We start from the raw sequence: 12534 nt of genomic DNA, 5'->3' as shown, positions 1-12534 counted from the left end.
CGACCTCTCACTCCAGCATCTCGGTCCGCTCAGGCGTCCAGGCCGGGTCGACGAAGCTGAGCATCGTCGAGTTCGTCGCCGCGACGTTCCGGTAGCCTTTCACGCGGTCGGGCGGGACGTACGCCGCAGTTCCGGCGGGAACCCGCACCGCTCCGGCGTCAGGGGTGAAGACCTCGACCTCGCCGTCGAGGACATAGACCACCTCGGAGGAGCCGTTGAGCCGGTTGTATCCGATCGAGCCGCCGGGGAGGAGTTCGACGTACGCGACGCTGTACTCGATCGGGAGGTTCATCTCCTCCATCAGCACCGGGTTTGCCAGGGTGTAGATCATCATCTCAGAGCCGAGATCCCACTCGATCCCTTCCCTGGGGTCGGGGAAGACGACCGGGACGCCGTCGGTCGTCCCCGCGAGGGCCGCGAGGTCGTCGCCCGAGATCTCGTTTTTCGCCGAGAAAGGTGGCTGGATCACGTCGACATACCGGAGGTCGGTCTCCCCGACCGAGGCGATCGACTGGAGCACGCCTGCGGGCAGGAGCACGGCCTCGCCTGCACGGGCGGTCACGATCTGGTTGTCGCACCTGATCTCGGCCTCGCCGCCGGTCAGATAGACGAACTCGGTGGTCCCGACCAGTCGGTGCGGGGACGTGGCATTGCCCGGTGGGATGGTGACCGTTCCCATGCTGTAGTTTGCCGGGATATCAGGGGTCTCTTCGCCGATGATCCCGGTGTAGACCCCCTGGCCCTCAAAGAGGGAGATGTTCGCTCCCGGCGCGACCGGGCGGACGCCCTCCTCCGTCTGCGGAGGTTCTGGTGAGAGGCATCCGGCAGAGAGGAGGGTGCAGATGAAGATGAGCGCGATCGTCCTGTGCATGATGGGCATAAAGTCGGCGTGAATTGATAAATCTGATCCGATGCGGTGGTCGGATGGTCCCGGCCCCGCCGACTCTTGCACCATTCCAGCAGATTTCCCGCAGGATTGCAGCGACGTCTGCGAAGATCGAGCGGCCGGGAACGGTTCTGGATCTGATAGTATTAGTACAGATAGAGAGACGCGTCTCTCTCTTATTACTGAAGTACAGCAAAACGCACACGCACCCGGTGGCACCGGTTCCTCTGTGTCCGGGTGTGGGTGTGAGTGCGATCCCCGGAATGGTGGAAACGATCCGGCGGTATCGCCGTGTCGGGGTTCGAATCGTGATCAACGCACTCCGCATCGTCCGTTGGGTGACGCCATCATCCGTAACCTGCTGAAAACCGATGAAAAAAGAGGGGGACGGTTGCAAGAGACGTTGCCGGGCGTCCTGGACCACCCGGAGTTTGCCCGGGTGAAGAGCGACCTGGACGCAACAGAAGAGAGCATGAGATGCCCGGAAGGTTTCGAGGGTGTTTTGCCCGGGTGGTGCAGGCGCGGAATATGGAGATGGGATCTCTCCTCCCCCCCCCCAGGGTCTCCCCGATATGGGTCAGGATTTCGATTTTGGGCCCGCTGATCCGGGTGGAATGGACTGCGTTTGGGAAATTGTTATTCTGGCGGTATTTTGACGGGTTGAGCGTGGAAACCGCGGGTATATCGGGGTCAGAATGGAGGGTAGAGGTGGTTGCCGGACATCGCATGGGGGAAGGTGCCGGTGCGGGCGAGGAAAGGGCGGGAGAGATGGACGGAAATCGGCGCGTTTTTTGGGGTGTTTTTCAAGGCGGGGCACCAACCGGGTTCTTCGTCCCGACCTTCACCACCGACTGATGGCGGCGGGCCACCCTGACCGCGACCGACGGATCGACCGGGAGGCGGCGACGACGCGGGTGTTGAGCGTGCTCAGGCAGCGGGCCGAGCGCGGTGAGGCGGGGTTGTCGAACGCGGAGATCCGGCGGTTTACCCGTCCGGACCGGTATCAGGCGGTGCGGTTGATGCAGCAACTCCAGCAGGAAGATCCGCAGATCGGCCTTGAGGGAAAGGGGCGGGGGAGCAGGTATGTCTATCGAGGCTGAAGAAAATGTGATCCAGAATGTGATTGTCACATTTCTGTCACATTTCTGTCACATTTCTGTCACATTTCTGTCACATTTCTGATCTGAAATGTGCGTGGATTGTGAAGTCGTCATTTGATGGCATCGATTCGGTCAGGTCGTGACGCACCGCACGCCTCCTTCCGGATGTTCCCCTTCGCAGGTGGAATGCAGGATTTCGACAACAAAAAAAAAAAGGAAGTTCAGTGAAGGGTGAAAGACTCAGACCATCATGCTGAGGTTGCCATGAACCTCTCCCGAACTCATCCCCCAAACACCGGCGACACGGCGGTAACGTGTCGGCGTCGGCGTCGGTGACGAGTGCATGGTCTTCATCGCAGGAACGGCAGCCCACTCCGCCGGTTCCGGATATTTTCGCCACATTCGCGTGGCATAGATAATGATGATACAATATTTGTGATAAGTATGGCCTGTGCGCCGTGAAAGTGAACGCGTGCCTTCAAGAGTGTGGATCGATATGACCACCATGGACCGCTCGCAGGCTCCCGTCCCACCGCGTCCTGATGATCCGGGATCTTTTTCTGCCGTCTCCGACCGCCCGCGACTTCCTCGCCACGCACCTCACCGCCGACTCCGGAGAGGGCGGTCGATGCCCCGTGCTTGCGGCACCGGCCACGTCGGGCATGCTCACGGCCATTCTTCATTCGCGTGGTGCCTCCTTTTGTTCGCGGGGGCAATCCGTTCACGCTCTGGCCCTTAAAAAAAAGAAAAATCGTTGAAAATTCCTGGCTGCTCACTTGATCTTTTTGTTGAGCTTCTTGAGCTTCTTCTTGGCGGCCTCGTTGCCCCCGGCCGCCTGCTTTGAGAGCTCTTCTGCCTTGGCCTTCTTCACTTTGTTCTGCTTCCCCAGTTGTTTCTTGCTCATTGCCATATAGTTTCCTCGTCAGGCCTAAGTCTGGTTTAATTTGTATCTTTTTCTTCTTATAAACCCGTATCGCTGTAAAACCCTGAATAATCTTCGAATAAACGAAAAGCTGACCAATACAACAGATATTTTTACAACTTTTAACAGTCGGCAATATGTAATTTTAAAATATTGTGTCAGCTCTCAAATCTGACATAATCTGCTAGTCTGAGTCAAATCACCTGAGGAAACTATCTGGTACGACAATCAAGATTTTCATTTTTCGACAGTTCGCAGATCTTCCCTCGCCAGATCATGAAATCCCCCACCATCAGGAAATGGACAATTCCAGAAGTGACGTTTTTTCAACAAACTGCAACCCGGAGAATGAATGCGAGGGATGGGATTCGAACCCATGGACCCCTGCGGGACCGGATCTTAAGTCCGGCGCCTTTGGCCAACTTGGCTACCCTCGCTCTCCTACAAAATGGACATACAAGAACAAAAAGGTGATGGCGGCCAGGGGGGGTTCGCACCCTCGTTCCCGAACTTTTAAAATTCATCATGAATAAACATGAATGAATCTCATTAAATGTGCGATCATTTTGAAAACCGCGCCCACAAAAACAATAAAATACCAAAATGATCAACACTATTGGTCGGAGATGCAGTCCACATATCATATCCCGATAGGGATGACGACATCTCCAGACCGTGCGGCGTCGTCTGCATCAACACCATGCGCACACACCACTTAAACGTCCATCTTTTGGCGTCGCACGACTATATCCTGCCCGGTAAGGCAGGACGCCGAACCGATTCTGTTGCACCATGACAGAAGTTAGCGTCGGCCGGGCATCCATGGTCGCAGACCCGATCCGAAAGCGGCGCCTGATGACCTCTCCCCTCCGGGAAACATCCTCAAAATAATCAGAAGACGTTTATCGTCTCCAGAAATACTCTTGAGAAAGAACCTATCCGAGGTCAAGACCATGAACACACCATCCCGCAACCGCCTGCTGGCCGCCGCCCTCCTCCTTGCAATCGCCATGATTTCCGCAGGATGCGTCCAGACCCCGGCGCCGACAACCCCGACGACATCGACGCCCACACCCACGCAAACGCCTGACATCCCCATCCCCACCGACATCAGCGCCGAAGCGCAGGAAATCCTCACGACCACCACCGCCGTCACCGTCCCGGCCAACATCCCCCTCGAAGAAGTGCAGAAGGCCAGGGCGATGAGTGCCGAAGCGAAGAAACCGGTCCTCGACGCACTCCGCAGCCATATGGAGAGTGCAGAGACTGAAGAGATCGCCGGCGTCCCGGTCCTCGTCATCACCCCGACGAACGCCACGTCCGCCGACCCCATCGCCATCTACATCCACGGCGGCGACTGGATCTTCAACAGCGCCGAGTACCCCATCGCCTACCTCTTCGCAGAAGATCTCGGGCTCACCGTCTACTCGGTCGACTACCGTCTCGCACCCGACCACCCCTACCCCGCACCGCTTGACGACTGCTACACCGTCTACGAGAGCCTGATCAAAGAGCACGACCCCGCGAAGATCGTCGTCATGGGCGACTCGGCCGGCGGCAACCTCGCCCTCGCCACCATGGTCAGGGCCCACGAGAACGACCTCCCCATGCCCGCCGCCCTCGCCCTCCTCTCCCCGGCCGTCGACCTCACCGGCGGCAGCGACAGCCTGTACACCAACGACGGCCTCGACCCCGTCCTCTCCCAGGAGACCCTCCTCACCGGGTTCGCCATCTACGCCGCAGGTCACGATCGCACCGACCCGCTCCTCTCCCCCCTCTATGCAAACTACTCGGCCGACTACCCGCCCACCCTCGTCGTCACCGGCACCCGCGACCTCCTCCTGAGCGAGTGCTCCAGGATCCACCGGAAGATGACGCACGACGGCGTCGACGCGGAACTCATCGTCTACGAAGGCATGTGGCACATCTTCGAGGGCTCCCCCGTCCCCGAGGCCGCCGTCGCCCGCCAGGAGATCGCGGTCTTCCTCCTCGATCACCTCGGCGAAGACACCCGGACGTAACCGAAGGGATCAGTCCTCATCTTTTTTCACGCCTCTCCCGAGGGGAGCGGTATAAATATTAGAGCGCAGGGTATGCCCCACATGAGAGGGGTCAGGATGAACTATCTGCTGCTCATGCTTTTTGTTACGATCATGATGACCGTCGGGTTGACGATGGTCTTCTCCACACTGCAGACCACAGAGGTCCGGACACCGGCAGAAGAACGTGAAGAAAAGAGCGTACAACTCCCGGCGCCCCGGAAGGACGGCGGGCGATCAATCGAGGAGGTGCTCGCGGCCCGCCGCTCGGTGCGGGAGTACGCCGACGGCCTGCTGACCCTGCAAGAACTCTCACAACTCCTCTGGGCGGCCCAGGGGGTGACCGACGATCCGACCGGCTTCAGAACCGCCCCGTCTGCCGGAGCGCTGTACCCGCTTGAGGTCTACGTGGCGGCAGGCGAGGTGGCCGACCTGCCCGCCGGCGTCTACCGCTACCTCCCGGCGGAGCATCGACTCGACCGTGTCGCAGAAGGAGATCGCAGGCGCGACCTATCGGGTGCGGCGCTCAACCAGTCGGCGGTCGGGGACGCCGCCGCCGTCATTGCGATCGCAGGCGTGTACGAGCGGACCACCGGGAAATACGGGGAGCGCGGGATCAGGTACGTGCATATGGAGGCAGGGCATGCGGCGCAGAACATCTACCTCCAGGCCGCGTCCCTCGGACTCGGAACCGTCTCGATCGGGGCGTTCCATGACGATGATGTCGGGCGCGTGCTCGGGATGAACGAGGATGAGCATCCGCTCTACCTCATGCCAGTCGGAAAGACGATACGAGAGCGCTGACGCTGATCGATCAATCGGGATGTGACAGATCGCACACCCTAAAAAAGGAGAAAGAGAAAAACTCAGTATCTCCGGTATTCGTTTCTCGGGCGCGGCGGGCGGGCTTCGTCAATACGAAGCATACGTCCGGAGAACTCGGTCTCGTTCAGGGCTTCCTTTGCGCTCTCCGCTTCTTCGGGGGTGCCCATCTCAACGAATCCGAATCCCTTGCGCTCAATAACACGGACGCTCTTGACTTCGCCGTACTGGGAAAACAATTCTTCTAACTGGTCTTCAGTTACCGAATATGTCAGGTTTCCGACATACAACTTGCTGGTTTCCATTTCAGGTCTCCACTTATAAAATAACACTTATAGGTGATGAATCCTTGGGTGCCTGAATGCAGAGCGGTAATGTTTACCCTCTCTTCTATGCGGGGCACTCCTCAATTCTCCACTAAATGCCTGCCCTATGCCATGAAAGCGCCGGGTTAAAGGGGAGGGAGCGGCGCGGGTTAGGTGCGTCCCCCTCAGTCCCGCACGATCTCGGCCCCGGCATCCTGGATGGCCTTCTCAACCGCGGCCAGGAGTTCGGCGTCATGGAGGGCATAATCGAGCATCGGAAACCCGGCCACCATGGCGAGGGGCTTGAGCACGACAAGGGGTGCTTTGCCTCCTTTCTCCGGCTGTGATTCCGGCGCCACTACCTCGGTGGACCCGTCCTCCCAGATGGCGAGGTTGCCGTATCCCTGGGCGTCCCAGAGTTTTTTGATAATCTCACGGGTATGCAGCATCGTCTCTTCCTCTGATGACTGAGAGTCGGGGGCGGCAGGTATCAACCTTGTGGAGGGTCGTCTTCGTCAGGCAACGGCACCTTCATGCGTTGTCGGTGCGAGTGATCTCCGGGAATATGATGCAGGACGACAACAGGACGATTTTTCGGACCGCCGATCTGGAGGAGGCCCTGGCGTCCGGGGACGAGGATGCGGTCCATGCCGCACTCCACGACCTCCTCCTCTACAAGGCGGTGCACCCGCTCGCGCCTGCAGACCTGGACGCCGTCGCCGCGGTGCTCGACCTCAGGGGGAAGGCGGCGCAGACGGGTCTCCAGATTTTATATGCCTCGGCAATGCGGCAGGGGACACTCCCGGCAGACCGGGGGGCCGCGGCCACGCGGCTTCGCGTCGTCCTCGAATGTTCCGGGGATGACCGCACGGCGGTGAGACTCGCCCTCCACCTCCTCGCCGTCCTGGGCGACGACCAGGCGGTGATCGAGCACCTGGCCGCTGACGGCGATTCGGTGCGAAAAGAGGATTACTTATCCCCGGTGATGGCAGCGGCCCTCACCCGCCACGACGCCGACCTCGCCGCACTCCAGGCCGCCCTGACCGGGCGGGCGGCAGACGAGATCCGGGCCGTCAGGGAGTACGCCCGCGACCCCGACGCCTACGAGGAGCGGGTGCGCCTGATGCAGGAGGACGAGGTCGAGATGCTGTAAGACCCATTAGATCTCTTTTTCCATCCAGACAGTGTCGGCGGGTTCGATCCGACCCAGGGTATATCCGCTCATTCCGGTGTTCATGGCCTTTCCTTCCACGATCGTTTCCGTGCGATCTCATTGTTCTTTCGGTGCCGCACTCTTCGAGGCAGGTTCGCCTGCGGGATGCAGGACTGCCGGGACTGCGTGCTCCGGGCCGCCGAAATACGGGACAAATAAATGATATAACCCCATCCCTTCCACGGATCAATTCCCAAAGATGATATCCTTTCTCTCCCCATTACGACACATATATCATGGACCATCCTTCAGAATTCTCCGGTACATTACAGTCGCTGGCCATCATGGCGGCACTCATCGTGATCGTCATCGGGATGCGATACTCCGCATACGTTGTCAACCTCCTGTTGGTCTCCCTGATCCTGACAATCCTTGCCCTTCCGGCAATGGATATGCTCAGAAAACGGGGCCTGCCCGACATCGCCGCCATCGGTGTCATCTCGGTCGTCGCCACCGCGGTGATGATCGTCGGGGTGGCGATCACGGTCAGTTCGTTCAAGACGCTGATCAACGACCTCCCGACCTACCAGGCCGACCTCCAGATGCGCCTTGCCGACCTGACAGGACTGCTTCATGACGTCGGCATCGATACCTCGTCGTTCGCCCTCTCGTCCCTCCATCTTGCCGATGTCGTCACCTTCATCGAACCCTATGCCCTCGGGTTCGGGAACGCGCTCATGTACCTCTTCTTAATCCTGATCACGACGATCTTCGCCGTCCTGGAGATCCCCCGCATCTCCGAGCGCCTGAAGAAAGGACTCGTGCTTGAACCGAAGAAGTTCGTCGGGATCGAGAAGATGAGCGGACTCATGATGGATTTCGTGATCGTGAGGACCGAGGCAAACCTGATCCACGGCGTCCTCTTCGGCCTCTCGCTCTGGTTGATGGGAATCCATTCCGCCGTGCTGTGGGGGGTTCTCACGTTTATCCTGGCCTTCATCCCCTATATCGGCCTGATCATCGCCGCCCTCCCGGCAATATTTTTTGCCTGGCTCCAGTACGGTCTCTGGGGAGCGGCGGCGGTCGTGGGGATTGTCGTCCTCCTCAACGCCGTCGTCGAGAACCCGGTCTATGCCAGGATCGCCTCGAAGCGGTTCGAGATGCCGCCGATCGTTGTGATCCTCTCGCTCATCGTCTGGGGCTGGATACTGGGTCTGCCCGGCATGATCTTTGCCGTCCCGATCACGCTCCTCTTGATCATCCTGCTCCAGTGCAGCGACGAACTGCGGTGGATCAACGGCCTGCTCGGGGTCTCCGGGATCTTCGCGGAGAAGGCGTGCGAAAAGGATCCTGAGTGAGGCGGACGGTCCCTGCCCATATTTTTTTCCAGACGTCCCCGGCACTGCGAACAAAGAAGAAAACCGATCCCTTCATCGCTTCTCCGCCAAAGAACCGTCTATGGATGGAAACTTCTGCCGGCACTATGTCGGCGACGGCACGCCGCCGTCGAATCGATACTGCAAGGTCATGCCCTGATGCTGCGGGTGCCTGCGATCCTTTGTGGCGGCAGGTGATCGCACTTGCCAACTCGAAGAACGGGAAGCCGGTTCCTCTTCCCGGCACCCGTGCACTGCTCTCCCCCAATCCGAAGAACCCAAATTTTGTCCGGCTCCAGGTGAACTGCCGGTGGGGTCTCCCAAAAGAAGATTTTCTGTATTATATCGCCACCGGACATGCGAAGATGGGGCGAAAAGGAGGGCGCGATGATCCGCGTGCGTCTCCGAGTATGACGCGGCAGGAGCCGTACGTGCAGGCGATCGTCGCGCTGCTCGGCGGCATGGAGATCCCCGATATCGCGGTCGTACGGGAGGTGCAACGAGGCGGGGGCCGGGAGGAACCCGACCCACCTACCGGGTCTGCCCGGCTCTGAAGGTTCTGAGCCGGTTGAGCGCCGCGGCGAGTTCGAAGGGCCGGAAAGTCGCAAGTCCGCCGACCGGGTGGGAGGTGAGGGCGTCGAGGCCTTCTCTCTCGACTTCGGCGGCGACGGCTCGCACCACCTCGTCGAGGGTCGAGCGCCCGTTCATCAGGCGTTTTGCCCTGAGCATGCCATGGGCGATGGCCGCGGTCTGGGCCGGGTCCACGACCTGCGCCACGGCCGAGAGGTCGACCTCGTGGACGCCGAACCTGATCCCGCGAACACCGTCGGCCGCCACTTTTGCCTCCCGTCTGCCTTTGCTCGCGTCGATGCTCCGCGCCTCGGGCACCCGCCGCATGAAGGTGCCAAACCCGTCTTTCTGCGAGGTGAAGCGTTCAGAGGCGTAGCGTGCGGCGATCGCCTGCGCCCGTGCGGTGGCGTCCTCGGGGCGGTAGGCCTGCATGCAGACGACGGTGTCGGCGATGTCGAAGTAGTCGCCCGACCCGCCGATGACGAGCACGGTCGAGACGCCGAGGTCGCGGTACAGCGCCCGCGCCCGGTCGATGAAGGGCGTGATCGGTTCCTGGTCGTCGGCGACGAGTTCCTGCATCCGTCGGTCGCGGATCATCATGTTCGTCGCGGCGGTGTCCTCGTCGATGAGGAGGAGGCGGGTGCCGCTCTCCAGGGCTTCCATGATATTGGCAGCCTGCGAGGTGCTCCCGCTCGCGTTCTCGGTGGAGAAGGCGCGGGTGTCCCGGCCGTCGGGGAGGCCGGCGATGAAGGGTGAGATGTCGACCTGCTCCACCCGGCGGCCGTCTTCGGCGCGGATCTTCACCGCGGTGGGGTCGGCGACGACGTACTCCCGGCCGTCGCCCGGGATGTGGGTGTAGACGCCGCGCTCGATCGCCCGGAGCAGGGTGGACTTGCCGTGAAAGCCGCCGCCGACGATGAGGGTGATGCCGGCCGGCACGCCCATGCCGGTGACGGTGCCGCAGTTGGGGAGGTCGATCTCGACCCTGAGGGAGGGCGGCGAGGCGAAGGGAACGCCGCCTTTGAGGGGGCGGTCGTCCACCCCGCTCGCCCGCGGGAGGACGGCGCCGTCGGCGACGAAGGCGACGAGGCCGCGGTCATGCAGCGCGGCCCTGAGATGATCGGCGTCCTCGCTCACCTCGAGGTGGCGGTCGAGGGCGGCGGCGTCGACGGCGGCGTACAGGAGTGAGGCCCGCACCAGGGCCGGGACGTCCTCAAAAAAGATCGCCTCCGCCTGCCGCCCGAGCACGCTCCGGCCGCGTGCCGGGAGGCCGACGGTGAACCGCACTTCGACGGCGTGCTCGGCGGTGACGACGACGGATGAGCGCTCCAGCACCTCCTGGCCGGGGCGGGCGACGGCGATCTGCCCGCTCTTCCCGCTCCCCCGGCGGTTCTGGCCCGCGGCGTCGATGGCCGCGGCAAAGCCCCTGGCCAGGAAGTCCCGAAACGCCACCTCGCGGGTCCTGGTCGTGAAGCACCCGGCCGGGAAGCCTGCGACGTTTGCCGCCACCCGCACCCGCACGCGGCTCGGGGCGGCGAAGGGGTCGCCCTGGGCGTGGTCGATGATGAGGGTGAAGTCGTCGAAGGCGTAGGCCCCCTCGCAGTCTTTGTATGCCTTGTATCCGCGGCCGTCGATCCGTCTCAGGATGTCCCTGAGCCGGCCGGCCGGTTGTATCGTCTCGCGGGCCATGGTTGGGAAGATATGGGGGAGGGGGGTGATAGGGTTTTTGTGTCCGTGGGGGAGGAGCACTTTTATGGGGCGGCCAAACGTTCTCCTCATCGAGGAGAGACCCCATGCCGTTCACGTGCATCCAGTGCGGGGAGTGCTGCAGCCACCTGGGCGACGTCCATGTCGTGACTGAGGCGTGCGGCGACGGAAGTTTTGTGATGCTCAACCGCTACACCGGGGAGGAGCACGCCGTCAGGATCGATCCCGACAAACTCCATCTCTTCCCCGACCCGAGCATCTTCGAGCGGTGGCCGCGGGCCTGCCCCTTCCTCCGCGACGACCCCGCGCAGAACCGGATCTGCTGCATCATCCACCTCACCAGGCCCGAGATCTGCCGGGAGTATTCATGCTGGCGCCTGCTCATCCTGAACGCACGGGGACGGCGGGTGGGGCGGGTGATGGAGCGCCGGCACCTCGCGACCGACGACCCCGGCCTCGCAGCGTTCTGGGAGAGATCGATCAGGACGATCCGAGAGGACGACGATGCCGGGTGGGACGAGCGGGTGATCGAGACGCTGACGCGGGCGGGGTATCGGGTCAGGCGGTAAAACCCCCAGCGCGAACATTGAGGAAGGCACATCGATCAGCGCGAGAGATCAGGATGGTGATCGATCGGATGTGCCGCCCTCATCGCAGATTTTTTCCCGCCGTCTCGCGCCGGGGGCTCTGCCTCCGGACCCCCACGACGAAGATAGCCAGGGGCGGCATCAACGCTCTTCAGGATTTTTTTGTCTTCGCGTTCATGTTCTCTGCTCCAGAACCCCCGCGCGAAGATGGGCGGTGACGACAAACCCGAAGACCTGCTGTACGATTTTCTTGCGGGATGCCTGGTCCTCCACAGGCGAAGAAAAATTCGGGGCCTCCCCTCGCGGTGCCAGCATCTAAGTCCTCTCCCGCCCAACTCCTGAAGACATCATGGACTTCCCCGTCGTCTGGATCTACTGGGCGCTCAGCCTCACCATCGTCACCTACGCCTCGGCGTACATCATCAGGCACCACCGTGAGTACGGCTACCCCGCCCTGGTCGGGTTCTATGTCGTCTACCTCGCCGCTTCCCAGGTGCTTGCCGCACGGTTCGTCGAGTTCGACCTGGGCATCGCCGTCTTCTTCGCGCCGGCCGGGGTCTTCATCTATCCCTTCCTCTCGCAGGCCATCGATATGATCAACGAGGTCTACGGCGAGCACAAGACTCATATCGCCATCGGGATCGCCTTCCTCACCCAGGTGCTCCTCGTCGCCTTCATCGTGATGACCAACACCCTCACGCCGGCGCCCTTCTTCGCCTATGAATCGATGTGGCAGGACGTCTTCGCCCAGAGCCTCAGGATCATCCTCGCCTCCTGGGTCACCTTCCTGGTCGCCCAGAACATCGACGCCTGGATCTTTGCGAGGCTCAAGGAACGCTATCCGAATCGCGTCATCCTCCGGAGCGCCTCCAGCGACCTCTTCAGCCTCACGGTGGACAGCGTCATCTTCGTCGTCATCGCCTTCGGCGGCGTCGCCCCGCTCGTCCCGCTCATCATCGGCCAGATCGTGGCGAAGAACGTCGTCGGGTTCCTGGATACGCCGTGGTTCTGGTGGTATAAGAGGTATCTGGAAAAATAGGTGCTTGGCATCTACCCTTTTTTCGGCT

At 61.3% G+C, this 12534-nt stretch carries 14 protein-coding genes and 1 tRNA gene; 8 read left to right on the top strand and 7 right to left on the bottom strand.

The genetic code is table 11. The annotated features are described in order from the left end of the window. Positions 1-7 precede the first annotated feature (7 nt). Positions 8-871 carry a cupin domain-containing protein gene (locus tag RJ40_RS01980; protein WP_265581680.1) on the bottom strand — a complete coding sequence of 288 codons (864 nt, stop codon included), beginning with the start codon at positions 869-871 and terminating at the stop codon, positions 8-10. Between the two features lie 869 nt (positions 872-1740). Here RJ40_RS01980 and RJ40_RS01975 point away from each other — a divergent pair. Further along, positions 1741-1986, top strand: a complete 246-nt coding sequence (locus tag RJ40_RS01975) for a hypothetical protein (protein WP_265581679.1) — start codon at positions 1741-1743, stop codon at positions 1984-1986. Positions 1987-2464: 478 nt separating this feature from the next. On the opposite strand, the gene RJ40_RS01970 is transcribed toward RJ40_RS01975, so the two are convergent. From RJ40_RS01970 to RJ40_RS01960, 3 genes are all read right to left on the bottom strand, one after another. After that, complete coding sequence (locus RJ40_RS01970) at positions 2465-2662, bottom strand: hypothetical protein (RefSeq protein WP_265581678.1); 198 nt, start codon at positions 2660-2662, stop codon at positions 2465-2467. A gap of 96 nt (positions 2663-2758) precedes the next feature. Next, positions 2759-2896, bottom strand: a complete 138-nt coding sequence (locus tag RJ40_RS01965; RefSeq protein WP_265581677.1) for a hypothetical protein — start codon at positions 2894-2896, stop codon at positions 2759-2761. Positions 2897-3261: 365 nt separating this feature from the next. Next, a tRNA-Leu gene (locus tag RJ40_RS01960) sits at positions 3262-3345 on the bottom strand. 516 nt (positions 3346-3861) lie between these two features. Here RJ40_RS01960 and RJ40_RS01955 point away from each other — a divergent pair. Beyond that, entirely contained in the window at positions 3862-4929 is a 1068-nt protein-coding gene (locus RJ40_RS01955) for an alpha/beta hydrolase (RefSeq protein WP_265581676.1), read from the top strand. A gap of 96 nt (positions 4930-5025) precedes the next feature. Beyond that, positions 5026-5751, top strand: coding sequence for a SagB/ThcOx family dehydrogenase (locus tag RJ40_RS01950; RefSeq protein WP_265581675.1), 726 nt, complete (start codon positions 5026-5028; stop codon positions 5749-5751). A 62-nt stretch (positions 5752-5813) separates the two neighbouring features. On the opposite strand, the gene RJ40_RS01945 is transcribed toward RJ40_RS01950, so the two are convergent. Beyond that, positions 5814-6074 (bottom strand): RNA recognition motif domain-containing protein, encoded by a 261-nt coding sequence (locus RJ40_RS01945; protein WP_265581674.1) that lies wholly within the window; start codon positions 6072-6074, stop codon positions 5814-5816. Positions 6075-6259: 185 nt separating this feature from the next. Further along, entirely contained in the window at positions 6260-6523 is a 264-nt protein-coding gene (locus RJ40_RS01940) for a hypothetical protein (RefSeq protein ID WP_265581673.1), read from the bottom strand. Between the two features lie 47 nt (positions 6524-6570). Between RJ40_RS01940 and RJ40_RS01935 the strand changes: the two genes are divergently transcribed. The 3 genes from RJ40_RS01935 (at position 6571) to RJ40_RS01925 (ending at position 9157) form a co-directional block, all read left to right on the top strand. After that, positions 6571-7227 carry a hypothetical protein gene (locus tag RJ40_RS01935; RefSeq protein WP_265581672.1) on the top strand — a complete coding sequence of 219 codons (657 nt, stop codon included), beginning with the start codon at positions 6571-6573 and terminating at the stop codon, positions 7225-7227. 296 nt (positions 7228-7523) lie between these two features. Beyond that, entirely contained in the window at positions 7524-8585 is a 1062-nt protein-coding gene (locus RJ40_RS01930; protein WP_265581671.1) for an AI-2E family transporter, read from the top strand. Positions 8586-8785: 200 nt separating this feature from the next. Next, positions 8786-9157 (top strand): hypothetical protein, encoded by a 372-nt coding sequence (locus RJ40_RS01925; protein WP_265581670.1) that lies wholly within the window; start codon positions 8786-8788, stop codon positions 9155-9157. Here the strand turns inward: RJ40_RS01925 and RJ40_RS01920 are convergent. Further along, the gene (locus RJ40_RS01920; RefSeq protein ID WP_265581669.1) at positions 9135-10952 is read right to left on the bottom strand and encodes an ABC-ATPase domain-containing protein; all 1818 of its coding nucleotides are present in this window, start codon (positions 10950-10952) and stop codon (positions 9135-9137) included. The two genes, RJ40_RS01925 and RJ40_RS01920, sit on opposite strands and share 23 nt — an antisense overlap. 14 nt (positions 10953-10966) lie before the next feature. On the opposite strand from RJ40_RS01920, the gene RJ40_RS01915 reads away from it, so the two are divergent. After that, a complete protein-coding gene (locus RJ40_RS01915; protein WP_265581668.1) occupies positions 10967-11449 on the top strand; it encodes a YkgJ family cysteine cluster protein in 483 nt (160 codons plus the stop codon). A 367-nt stretch (positions 11450-11816) separates the two neighbouring features. Next, entirely contained in the window at positions 11817-12506 is a 690-nt protein-coding gene (locus RJ40_RS01910; protein WP_265581667.1) for a queuosine precursor transporter, read from the top strand. Positions 12507-12534 lie beyond the last annotated feature (28 nt).

This window comes from Methanofollis aquaemaris (assembly GCF_017357525.1).
Classification (GTDB): Archaea; Halobacteriota; Methanomicrobia; order Methanomicrobiales; family Methanofollaceae; genus Methanofollis; species Methanofollis aquaemaris.
The sequence above is the reverse complement of the archived record's forward strand: the minus strand, read 5'-3'. Positions and strand labels throughout refer to the sequence as shown.